Annotated in this window: 16 protein-coding genes; 12 read left to right on the forward strand and 4 right to left on the reverse strand. The window is 40.3% G+C overall.

Annotation, left to right across the window (positions count from 1 at the left end; genetic code table 11):
* Positions 1–352: 352 nt before the first annotated feature.
* From gcvT to gcvP, 3 genes are all read left to right on the forward strand, one after another.
* Positions 353–1447, forward strand: coding sequence for a glycine cleavage system aminomethyltransferase GcvT (gcvT, locus tag PR834_RS04720; protein WP_096863171.1), 1095 nt, complete (start codon positions 353–355; stop codon positions 1445–1447).
* 45 nt (positions 1448–1492) lie between these two features.
* The gene (gcvH, locus tag PR834_RS04725; protein WP_036958523.1) at positions 1493–1885 is read left to right on the forward strand and encodes a glycine cleavage system protein GcvH; all 393 of its coding nucleotides are present in this window, start codon (positions 1493–1495) and stop codon (positions 1883–1885) included.
* Between the two features lie 296 nt (positions 1886–2181).
* Positions 2182–5058 (forward strand): aminomethyl-transferring glycine dehydrogenase, encoded by a 2877-nt coding sequence (gene gcvP, locus PR834_RS04730; protein ID WP_262961199.1) that lies wholly within the window; start codon positions 2182–2184, stop codon positions 5056–5058.
* Between the two features lie 101 nt (positions 5059–5159).
* On the opposite strand, the gene PR834_RS04735 is transcribed toward gcvP, so the two are convergent.
* The 3 genes from PR834_RS04735 to ygfZ form a co-directional block, all read right to left on the reverse strand.
* Positions 5160–6056, reverse strand: coding sequence for a YncE family protein (locus PR834_RS04735; RefSeq protein ID WP_272536475.1), 897 nt, complete (start codon positions 6054–6056; stop codon positions 5160–5162).
* 244 nt (positions 6057–6300) lie between these two features.
* A complete protein-coding gene (locus tag PR834_RS04740) occupies positions 6301–6921 on the reverse strand; it encodes an HD domain-containing protein (RefSeq protein WP_004261871.1) in 621 nt (206 codons plus the stop codon).
* 11 nt (positions 6922–6932) lie between these two features.
* Positions 6933–7916, reverse strand: coding sequence for a tRNA-modifying protein YgfZ (ygfZ, locus tag PR834_RS04745; RefSeq protein WP_112307213.1), 984 nt, complete (start codon positions 7914–7916; stop codon positions 6933–6935).
* A 247-nt stretch (positions 7917–8163) separates the two neighbouring features.
* Here ygfZ and sdhE point away from each other — a divergent pair, with 247 nt between their 5' ends.
* Together sdhE and PR834_RS04755 are read left to right on the forward strand one after the other, a co-directional pair.
* Positions 8164–8430 (forward strand): FAD assembly factor SdhE, encoded by a 267-nt coding sequence (sdhE, locus tag PR834_RS04750; protein WP_004261864.1) that lies wholly within the window; start codon positions 8164–8166, stop codon positions 8428–8430.
* Positions 8411–8821 (forward strand): protein YgfX, encoded by a 411-nt coding sequence (locus PR834_RS04755; protein WP_036958456.1) that lies wholly within the window; start codon positions 8411–8413, stop codon positions 8819–8821. The genes sdhE and PR834_RS04755 overlap by 20 nt, the downstream gene beginning before the upstream one ends.
* A 99-nt stretch (positions 8822–8920) precedes the next feature.
* Here PR834_RS04755 and fldB read toward each other — a convergent pair whose 3' ends face one another.
* Positions 8921–9439 carry a flavodoxin FldB gene (gene fldB / locus PR834_RS04760; protein WP_094963000.1) on the reverse strand — a complete coding sequence of 173 codons (519 nt, stop codon included), beginning with the start codon at positions 9437–9439 and terminating at the stop codon, positions 8921–8923.
* 117 nt (positions 9440–9556) lie between these two features.
* On the opposite strand from fldB, the gene xerD reads away from it, so the two are divergent.
* The 7 genes from xerD to PR834_RS04795 form a co-directional block, all read left to right on the forward strand.
* Entirely contained in the window at positions 9557–10459 is a 903-nt protein-coding gene (gene xerD / locus PR834_RS04765) for a site-specific tyrosine recombinase XerD (RefSeq protein ID WP_272536476.1), read from the forward strand.
* Between the two features lie 21 nt (positions 10460–10480).
* Entirely contained in the window at positions 10481–11185 is a 705-nt protein-coding gene (gene dsbC / locus PR834_RS04770) for a bifunctional protein-disulfide isomerase/oxidoreductase DsbC (protein WP_096863312.1), read from the forward strand.
* Positions 11186–11194: 9 nt separating this feature from the next.
* Positions 11195–12928, forward strand: coding sequence for a single-stranded-DNA-specific exonuclease RecJ (recJ, locus tag PR834_RS04775; protein WP_094963001.1), 1734 nt, complete (start codon positions 11195–11197; stop codon positions 12926–12928).
* A 128-nt stretch (positions 12929–13056) separates the two neighbouring features.
* Positions 13057–14158, forward strand: a protein-coding gene (gene prfB, locus PR834_RS04780; RefSeq protein WP_096863166.1) for a peptide chain release factor 2 whose coding sequence is annotated in 2 segments (ribosomal slippage) — positions 13057–13134 and positions 13136–14158 — 1101 coding nt in all. Because the reading frame shifts where the segments join, the coding sequence is not laid out codon by codon here.
* A 7-nt stretch (positions 14159–14165) separates the two neighbouring features.
* Positions 14166–15683, forward strand: coding sequence for a lysine--tRNA ligase (lysS, locus tag PR834_RS04785; protein WP_004261800.1), 1518 nt, complete (start codon positions 14166–14168; stop codon positions 15681–15683).
* An 847-nt stretch (positions 15684–16530) separates the two neighbouring features.
* Positions 16531–17085, forward strand: coding sequence for a hypothetical protein (locus tag PR834_RS04790; RefSeq protein WP_096863165.1), 555 nt, complete (start codon positions 16531–16533; stop codon positions 17083–17085).
* Between the two features lie 20 nt (positions 17086–17105).
* A partial coding sequence (locus PR834_RS04795; RefSeq protein ID WP_272517188.1) for a hypothetical protein occupies positions 17106–18600 on the forward strand: 1495 nt, incomplete at its 3' end.

The raw sequence follows: 18600 nt of genomic DNA on the forward strand, positions 1-18600 counted from the left end.
CATTTTTCGCATTAGTTTTATTTATATTGGTGTGATGAGTTTTATTGGCGAAGCTATCATTTAAATTCTTTAATTGATGATATTTTGAGCTTATAGACGCTAAATGTAAGGGTTTTGAGTGATCATTCTCAATTATTTAACAAAAAGCACTGGCAAAATCAGAGCGCAATCAGTAATACAGATGGATGGTCGCCCTATTTTTTTTTATAGAATAGAACTGCAAACAGTGGTAGGTTTTTTAAAAGTTATCGTTTGCGTCGGGTTAAAATTATCTCGCGACTTTGTTGCAGATGGGTAATTTTCACTACGCAATCACCCTGTCATATTAATTAATAATGTAAAGAGGGTATTCATGGTAAAGCAAACAACGCTATATGATGAACATATAGCCTGCGGTGCAAAAATGGTCGATTTTCATGGTTGGATGATGCCGTTGCATTATGGTTCGCAGATCAATGAACATAATTTTGTCAGAACCGAAGCAGGGATGTTTGATGTTTCCCATATGACTATTGTCGATTTACACGGCGAAGGCTGTCGTGATTTTCTTCGTTATCTTCTCGCCAACGATATCAATAAACTTACAGAGCAAGGTAAAGCCTTATATACAGGCATGCTGAATGCTTCAGGTGGTGTTATTGATGACCTGATTGTGTATTACCTCGCTGATGACTTTTATCGTCTCGTCGTCAACTCAGCAACACGCGATAAAGACCTCGCTTGGATTGAACAACATGCTAAAGGTTATGCCGTTGAAATTCGTGTTCGCGATGACTTAGCGTTATTAGCTGTCCAAGGGCCGCAAGCACCAGAAAAGGTTCATTCATTACTGAGTTCGGAACAAAATAGCGCCATTGAAGGAATGAAACCATTTTATGGTATTCAAACTGGAGATTTGTTCATCGCAACCACGGGCTATACCGGCGAAAAAGGTTATGAAATTGCTATGCCTAAAGAGCAGGTCGTTGAATTTTGGCATAAACTGCTTAAGGCAGGGGTACACCCAGCGGGCTTAGGGGCGCGGGATACTTTGCGCCTTGAAGCCGGTATGAACCTATATGGGCAAGATATGGATGAAACGATTTCACCATTAGCCGCGAATATGGGATGGACGATCTCTTGGAAACCAGAAGATCGCCAATTTATTGGCCGTGAAGCATTGGAAAAATTACGCGAACAAGGTACTGAAAAACTTGTCGGTATTGTGATGCGTGAAAAAGGTATACTGCGTGCAGGGCAAGTTGTTCGCTTTACTGATGAACTGGGGAAACTACAAGAAGGGGTAATAACCAGTGGCTCTTTCTCGCCAACCCTTGGCTTCAGTATTGCGTTAGCGCGTGTCCCGAACGGAATTCAAGACAAAGCAATTGTTGAAATCAGACAAAGAGAAATGCCAGTTGAAGTTGTTAAACCGGGCTTTGTCCGTGAAGGTAACTGCTTAGTGTAATTTGGGCGAATCTGATTAATAAATTTAAAAATTGAGAGGCTAATGATGAGCAATACACCTAAAGAATTAATGTACACCCGTGAACATGAGTGGCTGCGCGATGAAGGTAATGGTGAATTTACAGTTGGTATCACCGAACATGCGCAAGAAACGTTGGGTGACATGGTGTTTGTTGATTTACCCGAAGTGGGAACGGCGGTAAGTGCAGGTGATGACGTTGCAGTCGTCGAATCAGTTAAAGCAGCATCTGATATTTACGCACCACTGAGTGGCGAAATTGTGGCGGTTAATAGTGAGTTGAATGACGCGCCAGAACTCGTAAATGAACAGCCGTATCAAGAAGGTTGGATTTTCCGCATTAAAGCATCCGATACCGCAGAGCTGGCGGATTTGATTGATGCGGCGGGGTATACTTCTATGATTGAAGCCGAAGAATAGTTTATTCGTCATATTTTGTGTTGTGGTGGTGTTGGCTGCACTCGACAACTCGGGTCACATACTTGTGTATGTTCCCCAAGATTGTCTACGTTTGCCGCCTAGCCACAACGCAAACTATTTAGAATAAACACTTTTTAGTGATAGCCATAAGATGAGCTATTTAGAGGATTGATAAAATCTAATTAGTTAGAAACAAGAAACAACCGCAATATCATTGATTTTAAGCGTTATCTCGCAAGTTCCGTAATAACCGCCCTACAACTTATGCATAGCAGACAAAGGATGGGAACACAGATATGTCGATGTCACTGAGTCAATTAGAAAATCGTTCAGAATTCATTTCGCGCCACATTGGTTCATCAGAACAACAATTAAAAACCATGTTAGACACCGTGGGTGCAACGTCATTAGATGCCTTGATGGGCAAAATTGTCCCCAAAGCCATTTTGCTTGCAGAGCCGCCAAGAGTGGGGGGTGGAGCAACTGAGCAAGAAGCTTTAGCGGAATTAAAAGCAATAGCGTCACTCAATAAACGCTACAAAAGTTATATTGGTATGGGCTATGCCCCTGCTGTGCTTCCGCCAGTTATCTTGCGTAACTTATTAGAAAACCCAGGTTGGTATACCGCTTATACGCCATATCAACCGGAGGTGTCACAAGGCCGTTTAGAATCATTACTGAATTTTCAACAGTTAACTATCGACCTTACGGGGTTAGACCTCGCTTCTGCATCGTTATTGGACGAAGCCACCGCTGCGGCAGAAGCTATGGCGATGGCAAAACGGATCAGCAAACTGAAAGATGCAGAACGTTTCTTTGTGGCGGATGATGTTCATCCGCAAACTCTGGATGTTGTTCGCACACGTGCGGGGACTTTTGGTTTTGAAGTGATTGTGGATAGCGCAGAGAAAGCACTGGAACACGAAGGTGTTTTTGGTGTGTTACTTCAACAGGTTGGCACGACAGGTAATGTCCATGACTACAGTTCGCTATTTGCCCAATTAAAAGAGCGTAAAATTGTCAGTTGCGTTGCAGCAGATATGATGGCGCTAGTATTGCTCACTGCACCGGGTAAGCAAGGGGCGGATATTGTCTTCGGTTCAGCGCAGCGTTTTGGCGTCCCGATGGGGTATGGTGGGCCACATGCGGCCTTCTTTGCTTGTCGTGACGAATTTAAACGGGCAATGCCTGGACGTATTATCGGTGTGTCACGGGATGCAGCAGGTAATACCGCACTGCGTATGGCGATGCAAACCCGTGAACAACATATTCGCCGTGAAAAAGCGAACTCGAATATTTGTACATCCCAAGTGCTGTTAGCCAATATCGCAGCCATGTATGCGGTTTATCATGGGCCAAAAGGGCTGAAAATAATTGCAGAGCGTATTCATCGCTTCAGCACTATTTTTGCCAAGGCATTAGCAGACGCAGGTTTTACATCACGCCATAAAACTTGGTTTGATACGTTATGTATTGAAGTCGCTGACAAAACAGCGGTGCTAGCGCGTGCTGAAAAAGCCAAAGTGAATTTACGTACTGATATTCGTGGTGCAGTTGGCGTGACTTTTAGTGAAATCACGACTCGCCAAGATTTAAATGAATTGTTTGCGGTGATCACAGGTGTTGAAGCTAAGTTAGATTTTGAAAAACTAGACCAATCTGTTTCAGCGACAGAGCAAGCGATCCCAAGCTCTATGTTACGTGATGATGAAATTTTAGCTCATCCAAATTTTCATCGTTACCATAGTGAAACCGAAATGATGCGCTATATGCATAGTTTAGAGCGCAAAGATTTAGCCTTAAACCAAGCTATGATCCCTCTGGGTTCTTGTACGATGAAGCTTAATGCGGCTGCGGAAATGATCCCAATTACTTGGCCTGAATTTGGCGAGCTACACCCATTCTGCCCACCTGAGCAGGCTCAAGGTTATCACCAAATGATAGAGCAACTTTCCCATTGGTTAGTGCAATTGACCGGTTATGATGCTGTTTGTATGCAACCTAACTCAGGGGCTCAAGGTGAATATGCCGGTTTATTGGCTATTCGTCGCTATCATGAGAGTCGCAATGAAGGGGAGCGAAATATTTGTTTGATCCCGGCTTCTGCTCACGGTACCAATCCTGCCTCTGCGCATATGGCAGGTATGGAAGTGGTGGTAGTGCGTTGTGATGATGAAGGTAATATCGATTTAACGGATTTACGTGAAAAAGCTCAGCAACATAGCGAAGCTCTTTCTTGTGTGATGGTAACTTACCCATCAACCCACGGGGTATATGAAGAAAGTATTCGTGAAGTGTGTGAAATTATTCACCAATATGGTGGTCAAGTATATCTTGATGGTGCAAATATGAATGCTCAAGTTGGGTTAACAACACCGGGCTTTATTGGTGCGGATGTTTCTCACCTGAATTTGCATAAAACATTCTGTATCCCTCACGGCGGTGGCGGACCAGGTATGGGGCCTATCGGTGTGAAAAAACACTTGGCACCGTTCGTACCGGGGCATTCTGTGGTTGAGCAAGAAATGTTAACTGACCAAGGTGCGGTATCTGCAGCCCCATTTGGCAGTGCATCAATTTTGCCAATTAGCTGGATGTATATTCGGATGATGGGCTCTTATGGTCTGCGTAAAGCTAGCCAAGTTGCTATTTTAAATGCGAATTATATTGCCAAGCGTCTTTCTGGTCGTTATGACATTTTATATACAGGGCAAGAAGGCTATGTTGCCCATGAATGTATTGTCGATTTACGCCCAATTAAAAGAGATACGGGTATCAGTGAGCTCGATATTGCTAAGCGCTTAATTGATTATGGTTTCCATGCGCCAACCATGTCTTTCCCTGTAGCAGGGACATTAATGATTGAACCGACAGAGTCTGAAAGCATAACTGAAATTGATCGGTTTATTGACGCCATGTTAGCGATACGCGATGAAATTGACCAAGTCGTGAAAGGGCAGTGGACACTAGAAGATAACCCTCTCGTGAATTCGCCTCATGTGCAAACGGAGCTAGCCGGGGAGTGGCCTCATAGTTATAGCCGTGAACTCGCAGCATTCCCAACAGCACAAACGAAAGCGAATAAATACTGGCCAGCAGTAAAACGGCTTGATGATGTGTATGGGGATCGTCATTTACACTGCTCATGTGTGCCGATTGAAGATTATATGTAGGAATATATCGCACACTTCCATTATATAATGTGAATTAAATACTCTTTAGGCTTGATTTCGGTGAGTTACTGAATTCAAGCCTTTATTTATTTAGGATTTATTTAACCTAAATATTGTGAGATACCCGTATAATTTTTACCTTGGTGTAGCTTTTCCACAGCACCTGTTTCTATAATGACTCGGTAAACCCCTCCATTAAGGTCAGCCACATACATCAGTTGTGCAGGCTTATCATATGTGAGTCCAATAGCCTCTTTAAAACCACGGCTTATCACCTTGTAATGGCTTAATCCATCAGCAGAAATATTGGCACAATTTAAGCTATTACCATCGGGCTCAGCGCCTCTATCTGTCCAATATAAAATATGGTTTTCTTCATCAAGCAATAAATCAATAGGTTCGGGGAGGTCTTGAAGGAGCAATTGAATATCAGTTCGTTGATTGGCCGATTGTTGGATTTTAGGCGTTAATGGCACCCTAAAAATACGACCTAAATTACCTTTAGGGGTCCCTTTCTGAGTCCAGTAAATCCAATTATTTGTGACATCAACAGTAATGCCAACACATTGGTCTAATATATCTACTTTATTGTGTTTATCTCGGGGTCTTGCTACATGGACGAATAAATCAGAACCATCAATATTACATGATGAAACCATACCACCTTCACGGTCACACCAATATAATCGTTGATTTACTAAATCAAGATGCAATTGTTTTGGTGTTCTTATCTTTCCGTTGCCTACTAGTATTTTTCTGCCAGTACCATCAAAATTCATCACATTAATGGAACCATCGTCAGCCTCATAATCTTCACCCATATTACTCCAATAAATTAATCGGTTAGCAGGGTCAACGGCAATACCATCAGGAGTCCCACCGAGTCCTTCGATAATTGGAATTGTTTGATGTGTTGATTTATTGAATTGAATTATAGCGGGTGAATGGACATCTAGAAGTAAAAGATAAGGATTTGAATATTCATTGAATTTTTCCATTTTAAACCTCTCTGGCAAATGTTCAATGATAAAGATAGGAGCGATATTAATAATTGGCAAGTTATTAATATTGATATTTCTATATAAGTCGAGATTAATAATTATTAAAAAATATAAAGTAGTTCATTATTTAAATCAAAATAATAAATTAGTGAAAAGTATATCTTGCTGTGGGTAATACACATTAGATTAGATGAGTGTAACACGTTAAATAAAGCGGCTTTGTAGCCGCTTCTGACATAAATTACAGTAACCAGCCTTTTTGCTGAGCGAGTTCCAATTGTAATTTAAGTTGTTGATAAAATTCAGGTAGGATCTGCTGAATATAATCACATTTACTGAGGACTTGTTCCAGACGAATGTGGTTTTCGACCCAACTTTGGCCTTGATTATGCAGGTTCATCAGCATCGGCATCGCTCGGTCAATGGCATTCGCATACACAGATTCCGGGGTTTCTAATGCATCATATTCATTCCACAGAGCTAATAGCGTTTCATTTTGCGGGCTAGGCAGTAAGTTAAAAATACGCTTAGCCGCTTTAACTTCTTCTTCATGAATAGCATCACGAGCGGCATTATCAAATACCAATACATCACCTGCATCAATTTCAACAATGTCATGAACAAGGGCAAGTTTTATCGCATGTTCGATATTAATGCCTTGAACATAAGGTGCAAAACTCATTGCTGCAACGGCAAATTGCCAACTGTGTTCTGCTGTGTTTTCTTGGCGTTCACGGTTCAATAACTTATTTTTACGATAAACACTTTTGAGTTTATCTAATTCCATCAAAAATTGGACGACTTCGGTAAAAGCCCCAAAATTAACCACCTCTACGGGCTTGTTACCTAATGCAGATGACATAAAAACTCCAATTAATTCTCTTCTAATGAATAAGGTAATGGTGCGATAGTTAGATGACTTTGCTCATCCCCCATAACACGGAAAACGCTATCCGCTTCCATATCGTTATTCATAATGACTTGCACATAGATTTCGCCGCTACCTAAGCGAATAGCAGCTAAAACAGTTCCTGTACGGCGCCATTTATCACCAAGCTGCCATTCCACACCTTCACCAACGACAGGAATAGTGGTACCTGTACCTTTTAAGGTGTACATCGCACGTTTATTTGCACCACGGAATTTTGCACGGGCAACCATTTCTTGACCGGTATAACAGCCTTTTTTAAAGCTAATACCATCAGGTAGGGCTTGTAAGTTGGTTGCTTGAGGTAAATGTTGGGCACTATTTTGTTGATCGATAACCGCAAAACCGGCTTCGATATCAAGGGCTAACCATTGTTCATCGTTGACCTGAATAGCACCTAAGGTTTGGGCCATTTTTTGTGCCGTTTCTTCGTTCGTGATCACTAAAAAACGCTCTGTGGGTAATGCAAAATGTAATATTGTGGAGGCGTCGTCTGTAACCACTTGGTTTTGAGCGTCAGGTAATGCAGTAAATAATGTTGCCAGTGCTTCTCTAGCGCCTTTACCCGCGACTCCGACTAATTTCAGTTCTGGTTTTTTTTCAAAGGTGACTTTCGAAAAAACAGCATATTTTTTCAGTTCGGCGAGTTGTGAGTCGGCAACGCTGGTTCTTAATAAATATGAGTAGCCATCTAAATGATGGAATAAGCGGAGGTCGCTCCACATCTTACCTTTAGGATCACAATGTGCTGTTAATGCATGTGATTGCTTGAGTGTGGCGATATCTGCGGTTACTTGGCCTTGCAGGTATTTTTCTGCATCGGCGCCGTGGAGGTGAATAAGTTCCCAGTTTTCCAGTGAAATCAAAACGAGTGGTAAAGACTGAGATCCGAGAGGGAATTGCTGTGTACTATCAATTTGGTTAGTCATGATTTCACCTGTTGTTCTTTGATAGATAAAGGTGCCTAATGGTAAAATAGCTAGATAACATTGCAAGTAGTTATTATGATGAAGCTGTATTATCTAATAGTTTTTTATCATCTGTTTGTAGAAAAACGGTATTTTACTACTAAAATTACAACAATGTAGTCTATAACATGTTTTCTTAGCGGATAATCTGTTAGAGTATGGAAAATAATCAATCTAATCAGTTAACTGCAAAAAAGGCCGTAGTAGAATGGATATTGAGAATAAAGCGCGAATTCATTGGGCATGCCGCCGTGGTATGCGTGAATTAGATATTTCAATCATGCCGTTTTTTGAGTATGAATATGATGACCTAACAACTCACGATAAGCAGGTATTTGTCCGTTTATTAGAATGTGCGGACCCTGATTTATTCAATTGGCTAATGAATCACGGTCGTCCAGATGATGACGAACTTTTTCGTATGATTAAACTGATTCAGGAAAAAAATAAAAATCGTGGTCCTGTGGAAATCTAATCTCTCCATTTCATGGAAAACCCAACTGTTCTCAACCTGTGTTCATGGGGTCATTGGGATGTTTTTACTATTGGCTCCATGGTCCCCTGGTAACTCAATGATATGGTTGCCGCTATTAGTGGTTGTCGTTGCGAGTTGGGCAAAGAGCCAGAAAAATATCAGTAAAATAAAAGGGGTTGCTGTACTGGTTAATGGCAATAAGGTTCAGTGGAAGAAAAATGAATGGAGAATACTGAAAGCACCTTGGCTTACCCGCTATGGTATATTACTGACACTAGAAGCGTTACAAGGTAAACCACAAAAGCTCCATTTGTGGGTTGCAAAAGACGCATTGTCGGAAGAGAATTGGCGTAATTTAAACCAATTATTGCTGCAATACCCTGATATTTAGGCTACCAAAATCATAGGTGATAAATAAAATTGGTAGCCTGGTGTAGGGTAGGTAACCCTCACTTTGGGGGTTCGCTGAGCAAGTACATATAAACTTGCATCATAATAGCGCTTCAATTTCCTGAAAAATCTGCACACACCACTGCGCAATACGTTCATCGGTCTGTTCAAACTGGTGAACTTCATCTAATGCCAGCCCAACAAACATATCACCAGTTTCATTGAGTGGTTTAGGGCTATCAAAGGTATAGCCTTCAGTTGGCCAGAAACCGACAAATTTAGCACCAGTTGGTTTTAGTTGATGATAGAGCATGCCAAGGGCATCAAGAAACCACTCGCCATAATCTATTTGGTCACCCAGTCCATACATCGCAATGATTTTATTTGCGAGGTTAAGATTGGGAAGCGCTTCCCAAATTTCAAGCCAATCTTCCTGTATTTCACCAAAATCCCACGTAGGTATTCCCAAAATAAGAACATCATACTGTTCCATTTCTGTTGGCGGTGTATCGTTAACGTTATGCAATGTGACTAAATCATCGCCGAGAATATCACGTATTTTTTCTGCAACCATTTCGGTATAACAGGTACTAGAACCGTAAAAAAGACCTATTTTCATATATATTATTACTATGTCCAGCTATGGTTTTCATCACAAGAGAGATATTGTAACAGAAGCAGCCACATTCAGGCATAATAGAATCGTGTGGTATTATCTAAAGGAAGCTTATCTGTCGTGGAAACAAAACAACTTAATCCATTAATTGAACAATTTCTTGATACAATTTGGCTTGAACAAGATCTAGCCAAAAATACATTGGCTTCTTATCGTAATGACCTTCAACTATTAGATAAATGGCTTGATGCGCATCAGTTGCATTTAGAAAGTGTTCAATCAATTGACTTACAATCTTTTTTTGCGGAACGTATTGATTGTGGATATAAAGCAACCAGTTCAGCACGTTTATTAAGTGCGATGCGTAGGTTATTTCAATATTTGTATCGGGAGAAAATCCGTCTGGATGACCCTTCTGCGGTGATTGCTGCCCCCAAAATTCCGCAGCGTTTACCCAAAGATTTAAGTGAAAAACAAGTTGAAGATTTATTAAATGCCCCTGCTACCGAAGATGCTTTAGAACTACGTGATAAGGCCATGTTGGAAGTGCTATATGCTTGTGGTTTGCGTGTTTCTGAATTAATCGGCTTAACTTTTTCAGATATTAGCTTGCGGCAGGGGGTTATTCGCGTTGTTGGTAAAGGTGATAAAGAAAGATTGATTCCGTTGGGGGAAGAGGCAATATATTGGCTAGAGAAATACATTGATGAAGGTCGCCCAGATTTATTAAATGGCAAAACTAGCGATATTCTATTCCCGAGTAAGCGTGGCACGAAAATGACTCGGCAAACGTTTTGGCATCGAATAAAATATTATGCAGTACTTGCACATATTGATAGCGAGCTACTCTCACCGCATGTTCTTAGACACGCATTTGCAACCCATTTACTCAATCATGGGGCAGATTTACGCGTGGTACAAATGTTGTTAGGTCATAGTGATCTTTCAACCACCCAAATTTATACTCATGTTGCTACTGAACGGTTACGAGTATTGCATGAGCAGCATCATCCAAGGGGGTGATGCATGATTAAAGGACTATCTATGAAACGCAAATTGTTATTATTGGCTGCTGCATGTATTGCAACGGTGACTTCCACGGTCTATGGGGCAACAGAAGAAAAAGTTATCCGTGATACTTTGGAAAAATACAACATGGTTGTTGAGGTAATTAAACCTTCGCCAATCGTTGGGCTGAATGTTGTTGAAACCACAACAGGGGTTGTTTATATCACTGATGATGGCAAATATTTATTGCAAGGGCCAATTTATGATATGAGCGGTAAAAATCCAGTCAATATCAGTAATCAGCCATTAATGAAAAAAGTAGAAGCGCTCAAAGATGAAATGATTATCTTCAAAGCCCCTCAGGAAAAGCATGTTGTGACAGTTTTTACCGATATTAGCTGTGGTTATTGTAAAAAATTACATGAATCTGTTGGTGAATTAAACAGCCAAGGTGTTACGGTGCGTTATCTGGCTTATCCACGCCAAGGTGCAGATAGCGACGTAGGAAAGAAAATGGCATCTATTTGGTGCAATGGCCTACAACAAAAAGCATTAACTCAAGCGTTTAAAGGTGAAGAAGTTGCCATGATTGAAGATTGCAAAATTGACCTAAGTAAACATATGAGTGTGGGTAATTTATTCAAAGTGACGGGAACACCAGCAATCATCCTACCGGATGGGCAATTACTGCCTGGCTACATGAAACCGGATGCCCTTGTTCAATTACTCAACGAAAAATAGTTAATTATTGTGAATGTAGAAACACTCTTACAACAAAGACAGCAGCAAAGTTCTGCCGCTCAACTTCCTGGCTTGCCTGAGCTATTACAACGAATTTACCAGCATCGGGGCATCACGGATATCACTCAGTTAGAGCGCAAAGCAGCTAATTTATTGGATTATCGGACATTATCGGGTGTTGATAAGGCATTGCCCCTACTTTATCGTGCGTTAAATGAACATGAAGCTATTACTATTGTTGGGGATTTCGATGCGGATGGAGCAACCAGTACGGCATTAGCTATTAGAGCTCTAAAATCAATGGGATATAGAAATATCAATTATATCGTTCCGAACCGTTTTGAAAATGGTTATGGATTAACGCCATTGGTTGTCGAAGAAGCTCGTAAACGCGGAACGAATCTCATTATTACCGTTGATAATGGCATCTCATCCCATGAAGGGGTTGCAGTAGCTAATCAATATGGAATGAATGTAATTATTACCGATCACCATCTGCCGGGGGAAACTTTGCCTGCTGCGGATGCGATAATCAACCCGAACTTAAATGAATGTTGCTTTGCATCTAAATCATTAGCCGGGGTTGGTGTCACATTTTATTTAATGTCTGCCTTACGTGCATATCTACGTCAGCAAGGGTGGTTTGTGCAGCAAGGGCTAGCAGAGCCTAATTTAGCCGAGTACCTTGATTTGGTTGCATTAGGAACTGTTGCAGACGTGGTTCCTCTTGATACAAATAACCGCATTTTAGTTCACCAAGGGCTAAATCGTGTTAGAGCTGGGCGCTGTTGCGCGGGTATTAAAGCCCTCATTGAGGTTTCCAAACGTGATTTACCAAGACTAGTGGCAAATGATTTTGGGTTTGCGCTTGGCCCTAGGCTAAATGCGGCAGGCAGATTAGATGATATGTCAGTGAGCATTGAATTATTACTGACAGACGATATGGCGTATGCAAGGGAACTGGCAAATGAGTTAGATGGGCTGAATCAAACTCGCCGTGAGATTGAAGCGGGTATGCAGCAAGAAGCGCTCGTGCTTTTTAATCAATTCGAATACGGTGAAAGCCAGTTACCAAATGGCTTAGCCATTTATCATCCTGAATGGCATCAGGGGGTTGTCGGTATACTCGCCTCAAGGATCAAAGAACAATATCATCGTCCTGTTATCGCTTTTGCTCCTGCGGGTGATGGTTTATTAAAAGGTTCTGGGCGTTCCATTCAGGGTGTCCATATGCGGGATGCATTAGAACGGTTAAATACATTACAACCCGGGATTATGCAAAAATTTGGTGGCCATGCAATGGCAGCAGGCTTAACTTTGCATGTTGATCAATTTGACGCTTTTAAACATCACTTTGAATTATTGATGGGTGAATTAGTTCAACCTGAGCAATTGGCTGGGGTAATCTGGAGTGATGGCGAACTTTCACGCAATGAGTTTTGTTTAGAAACTGCGGAACTTATTCGAGAAAGTGGCCCATGGGGACAAGCATTTCCGGAACCTATATTTGATGGTGAATTCCAATTATTACAGCAAAGGCTTGTTGGTGAGCGCCATTTGAAACTTATGCTGGAACCCGTGAATGGTGGGCCAATGTTAGATGCAATTATGTTTAATATTGATGTTCGTCGATGGCCAGATAACAGCATCAAAAAAGCGAAAATAGCCTTTAAATTAGATGTGAACGAATATCGTGGACAAAAAAACGTCCAGCTAATGATTGAGCATATTTGGCCTGATTAAGCCTATCATAAACGGCGGAATAACCAGCAAATAGCGTTTGATGGCGCTATAAACATGAGATAAATTCCGCTATACTAAGCGGTTTGTGAATAAAAAATTATTTTTGACTAACCATAAGATATTGAAAAATGACGTTTGAAATAAACCCAGTAAAAAATAAGATTCAGGACCTGTCTGAACGGACAGTGGTTCTGAGGGGGTATCTTTGACTATGATGCCAAGAAAGAACGCTTAGAAGAAGTCAATGCTGAGCTTGAACAGCCTGATGTGTGGAATGAACCCGAGAGAGCGCAAGCCCTTGGTAAAGAACGCTCATCTCTTGAAGCAATTGTTGAAACGATTGACCAGATGACGCAAGGCCTTGAAGATGTTGAAGGTTTATTAGAGCTTGCGGTTGAAGCTGATGACGAAGACACATTCAATGAAGCTGAAGCTGAACTAGAGCAATTAGAAGGCAAATTAGAGCAACTTGAATTTCGCCGTATGTTTTCTGGCGAATACGATAGTGCAGATTGCTACATTGATTTACAAGCGGGTTCTGGCGGTACTGAAGCTCAAGATTGGGCAAGTATGTTATTGCGTATGTACTTGCGTTGGGCTGAGTCAAAGGGCTTTAAAACCGAGATTATCGAAGAGTCTGATGGTGATGTTGCTGGGCTAAAATCGGCAACAGTCAAAATTATTGGTGACTATGCCTACGGATGGTTAAGAACGGAAACTGGTGTTCACCGTTTGGTTCGTAAGAGCCCGTTTGACTCAGGTGGGCGTCGCCATACTTCTTTTAGTTCTGCGTTTATTTATCCTGAAGTTGATGATGATATTGATATCGAAATCAATCCAGCGGATTTGCGTATTGATGTATACCGTGCATCTGGTGCGGGTGGTCAGCATGTAAACAAAACGGAATCAGCGGTACGTATCACACATATTCCAACCAATATTGTGACGCAATGCCAGAATGACCGTTCGCAGCATAAAAATAAAGACCAAGCTATGCGCCAGTTAAAAGCGAAGCTATACGAACTGGAAATGCAAAAGAAAAATGCAGACAAGCAAGCGATGGAAGAGAACAAATCTGATATTGGCTGGGGAAGCCAGATTCGTTCTTATGTCCTTGATGATGCAAGAATTAAAGATTTACGTACTGGTGTGGAAACGCGTAACACGCAAGCCGTACTGGATGGTGATTTGGATAAATTCATTGAAGCTAGTTTAAAAGCTGGCCTGTGAGGAAAAAATGTCTCAGGAACAACAAGGTGTTGAACAAGCACCTGATTTGAATAACGAACTTAAAGCACGTAAAGAAAAATTAGCGGCACTGCGTGAAAAGGGTATTCCATTTCCAAACGATTTTCGTCGTGAAGATATTTCCGATAAAATTCATGCGCAATATGATGATAAAACATCAGAAGAGCTTGAAGACCTAAATATTGAAGTGTCGATTGCTGGCCGTATGATGACTCGTCGTATCATGGGTAAAGCTTCGTTTGCGACGTTACAGGACGTTGGTGGACGCATTCAAATTTATGTATCGCGTGATGATTTAGCGGAAGGCATCTATAACGAACAGTTTAAAAAATGGGACTTAGGCGATATTTTAGGTGCTAAAGGCCGTTTATTTAAAACCAAAACGGGTGAGTTAACTGTTCATTGTCATGAAGTTCGTTTATTAACCAAAGCGTTGCGTCCATTGCCTGACAAATTCCACGGTTTATCAGACCAAGAAACACGTTATCGTCAGCGTTACCTTGACTTAATTGCGAATGATGAATCTCGCCATACTTTTATTGTTCGTTCTAAGATCCTAGCTGAAGTACGTAACTTTATGGTTAGCTACGGTTTTATGGAAGTGGAAACACCAATGATGCAGGTCATCCCTGGTGGTGCTTCTGCGCGTCCATTTGTGACTCACCATAATGCATTAGATATCGATATGTATTTGCGTATTGCGCCTGAATTGTACCTCAAGCGCTTAGTTGTGGGTGGTTTTGAACGTGTATTTGAAATCAACCGTAACTTCCGTAATGAGGGGTTATCCCCACGTCATAATCCAGAGTTCACAATGATGGAACTCTATATGGCTTATGCGGATTACCGTGACTTAATCGCATTGACTGAAGATTTGTTCCGTACACTGACACAAAAAGTGTTAGGTAATACTGTTGTTCAGTATGGGGAGCAAGAGTTCGATTTTGGTAAGCCATTTACTAAAATGACGATGAAAGAAGCTATTTGCAAATATCGCCCAGAAACGAATGTTGCTGATTTGGATGATATGGATAAAGCGGTAGCAATTGCTCAGTCTATTGGTATTAAGATTGAAAAGAGCTGGGGCTTAGGCCGCGTACAGTGTGAAATCTTCGAAGAAGTTGCAGAAAGCCACTTGATTCAGCCAACATTTATTACTGAGTACCCAGCTGAAGTTTCGCCGTTAGCGCGTCGTAATGATGACAACCCATTTATTACCGACCGTTTTGAATTCTTCATTGGTGGTCGTGAAATCGGTAACGGTTTCTCGGAATTAAATGACGCAGAAGATCAAGCTGAGCGTTTTGCTGAGCAAGTACGTCAAAAAGATGAAGGTGATGACGAAGCAATGTTCTATGATGAAGACTATGTCACCGCATTAGAACATGGTTTACCGCCAACAGCAGGTTTAGGCATTGGTATTGACCGTATGGTGATGTTATTCACTAACAGCCATACTATTCGCGATGTTATTTTATTCCCCGCTTTACGTCCTAGCAAAGCTTAAATGCCATTATGCCCGGTTAATTCCGGGCATATATTTACATTTATAAGCAATCAATATTACTTTCCTCATGTTTTATTCAAATGCTTCATTTTAGGTTAAAGATAAAACACCATTTACTAGACGTTAAATGAGTAACATGGAATAAAATCACTGAATAGTGTTTTTTGAGTGATTACGGCTATGTGAACGCTATATTTTTATTAAAAATAAATTTGAGTTACGAATCGTATCAATTTAATATAAGTAATTCCGACAGATAACTGCTATGCTTTATTACGTAGTTGGAAATTATGTAGCTGAAATGCCGATAAATTCGATTTTTTATAACTATCTGATTTTGCTTGTAATTTTTAATTGCTGTTAGTTTTTGGAATTGAATTAAGCAGGTTACCCATATTTTGAATGATGGCGGTTATTGCCATGTCACAGGTTTAAAGTGTGTCAGCAGCTTGATAAATGAAAAGTAGGCGTATTTATTGTTAGTTATCATTTTATTTGTTAACAATTGTTACAGGTGGTAGAACTAAAATGAGAATTTACTTGAAAGGTATCTAATTGTTAGCAAGGTTTATCGAGCAACTTAATCGTTATCTGACATAAAATAATAAAAAATTCCGGTAAAGGTGTTAATTTGTCTCTTTATAAGGACTGCTAGCGAAAATTAGCTCATAAATTTAATAGAAATGTAGCAATAAAATAATTTTAAAACTAAAGTTAAGTTAATCTAAATTTATGAGATGACTCTATTTCTACATTCGGGCTTATAGAAAATAGCTAATTTTTAGCTTACACTAAGTTTTTTGGACATCATTATAATAGCGAAGAAAAGTGCTGGTAAGGTAACCATATGTTTTTAAAAAATAAATTTCATGTTGCATTTTTGCTTATAGCAGGTACAGCTCTTCTTTCAGGTTGTACATTTGGTTCAGACACATACAATACAGCAACACCTAATACCCCAAGTAAACAAACAGTCAATACAAGTACCGCTCAGCCGGTAACACAATCGACTGTTGATACCAATCCAGGTCAGGTTGATAACTCTTATCCTGAATCTCAAAAAGTTTTAAACAGCGCAATTAACCGTACACCAGTTGCTTCTACAACTTATGGTGAAGCGGGGGCTGACCAGCAAACATTTGCTCATTTGAATACGTGTGTTAAAGAATTAAACGCGCTCAAAACACTATCACCAAAAGATTACAATCGCTTAGTAGGTTCATTTAAAGAAGTTAGCGAAATCAACCGTCTATATCGACAAGTTGAAGGGACTGCTAGCCCTGACACAATTGAACTATTACAAATGGCAATAGAGTCTAAAACTAAAGTGTTGTGTGCAAAAGTTCGTTATAACTCAGTATTGTCTACCGAATCAACATTGAAGAAAATTAGTGGATTATGAGAATAAACCTTAGGCTTTGTGTGTCACTGGCACTTGTTACGACTTTTTTTAGTCATGCTCCAAAAGCAGAGCGCTTTAACAATGTAATTGATGATTTTGATACCTACCTTCAAATGGAAAAAGAAGGCAAAGTACAAGAGCAAAAACAACAATTGCCAGTTAATACACAAAACCAAGGTTATGATATCTTTTCTTCGCTATCTACCGTTCCTGCGCCAAAAGAGAAGCAAAAATCTGCGGCAGCGAATAAAGGAACTAAAGGCAAAACTACAGGGAAAAGTAAATCTGCTGCTACATCAACGAAGAAAGCAGATGTAGCGAAAGCAGACCCTGTAGAGCCAGAAAAAACGACTTTTCCTGAAGTGTGTGCGGTGGCGACAGAAAATGGCGTAGCGCCTATTTTATTGTCGTCTTACCCTTATTTTTTTCAAAGCAACCAATGGGATCCTGCTTATCTAGCAAAAGATTTTGCAAAGTATCAATTGGTTCTTGACCCACTCGGCTTATATTCATCTAAATTTGCTAAGCCTACAGGTATTAATACCTCTGCTTATCTTGAGCAACTGGCGCAATTAATTGAACGCCAGCAATTAACACATCTATATAAGTTTGGTATTGCTCAAGGAGTAGGCCAGCTTATTGCTTATAATCATTTACTCAATGATGATCAACTCGTTTCTGAACTCATTAATCATAATAAGAGTATTGCGCAATTAACGCAGACAATTACCGAAAAACAATTTGAGATTGATAAACTAAACGACGAAGTTCTGAAGAGTAAAGAGCATATAGCCCAGCTACAGGCGGTTGTAAATTCATCAGATGATCAGTCTTTAATTGACACGTTAAAGGCTAAATTGGCGGATGCCCAAAAAACAATTGAGCAAAAGCAAAATAGTCTTGAACAATTAAGTCAAGAAAATCAGCAAACCCAAGAAACGATTGCCCAGCTTGAGAAACAATTAAATGAAAGTGTTGTTGAACAAGCCCAACTTAAACAGCAATTAGCAGAAAAAGAACAACAATTTGCTACCGCAAATTTGAAAATTGAGCAATTAACCGCTGATATTGCAAAATTGGAGTCAGAGGCTAAAAATCAACTGCAACTTGTTGGTAATACTGATGAACAAATGAAGTCAGTGACAGCTGAACTTTTACAGCAAAAAGAGTTGTTAAAACAGAAAGAAAATGAATTAGCTACGGCTAAAAGTGAAAAAGATGATGTCCAATCTTCTTTGGTCGCTCAGCAAGAGAAAAGTAAATCATTAGAGTCACAAAACCAGCAACTACAAGCCCAGTTAGTCGAAAAAGAACAATTAGCGAAAAGTATTCAAGCTTCTTTGGCGGAAAAAACTGAACAAGCTGAGCAAAAAGTTGCATTAGAAAATGCCTTAAAAGTTGCCCAGGAACAGCTGAATTCATATCAAAGTACGCAAAATACGTTAGAAAAACAGTTAGCTCAAAGTGAAAAACAGCAAGCCGAGTTGCAGGCAAAACTCCGCCAGCAAGAGCACG

This window comes from Providencia sp. PROV182 (assembly GCF_028480325.1).
Lineage (GTDB): Bacteria > Pseudomonadota > Gammaproteobacteria > Enterobacterales > Enterobacteriaceae > Providencia > Providencia hangzhouensis.

Excerpts from the sequence above, each read along its gene's own strand:
- lysS (WP_004261800.1), top strand. The coding sequence starts at position 14,166 with ATGTCTCAGGAACAACAAGGTGTTGAACAAGCACCTGATTTGAATAAC.
- sdhE (WP_004261864.1), top strand. The coding sequence starts at position 8,164 with ATGGATATTGAGAATAAAGCGCGAATTCATTGGGCATGCCGCCGTGGT.
- fldB (WP_094963000.1), bottom strand. The coding sequence starts at position 9,439 with ATGAAAATAGGTCTTTTTTACGGTTCTAGTACCTGTTATACCGAAATG.
- gcvH (WP_036958523.1), top strand. The coding sequence starts at position 1,493 with ATGAGCAATACACCTAAAGAATTAATGTACACCCGTGAACATGAGTGG.
- PR834_RS04790 (WP_096863165.1), top strand. The coding sequence starts at position 16,531 with ATGTTTTTAAAAAATAAATTTCATGTTGCATTTTTGCTTATAGCAGGT.
- gcvT (WP_096863171.1), top strand. The coding sequence starts at position 353 with ATGGTAAAGCAAACAACGCTATATGATGAACATATAGCCTGCGGTGCA.
- PR834_RS04735 (WP_272536475.1), bottom strand. The coding sequence starts at position 6,056 with ATGGAAAAATTCAATGAATATTCAAATCCTTATCTTTTACTTCTAGAT.
- ygfZ (WP_112307213.1), bottom strand. The coding sequence starts at position 7,916 with ATGACTAACCAAATTGATAGTACACAGCAATTCCCTCTCGGATCTCAG.
- dsbC (WP_096863312.1), top strand. The coding sequence starts at position 10,481 with ATGAAACGCAAATTGTTATTATTGGCTGCTGCATGTATTGCAACGGTG.
- PR834_RS04740 (WP_004261871.1), bottom strand. The coding sequence starts at position 6,921 with ATGTCATCTGCATTAGGTAACAAGCCCGTAGAGGTGGTTAATTTTGGG.
- gcvP (WP_262961199.1), top strand. The coding sequence starts at position 2,182 with ATGTCGATGTCACTGAGTCAATTAGAAAATCGTTCAGAATTCATTTCG.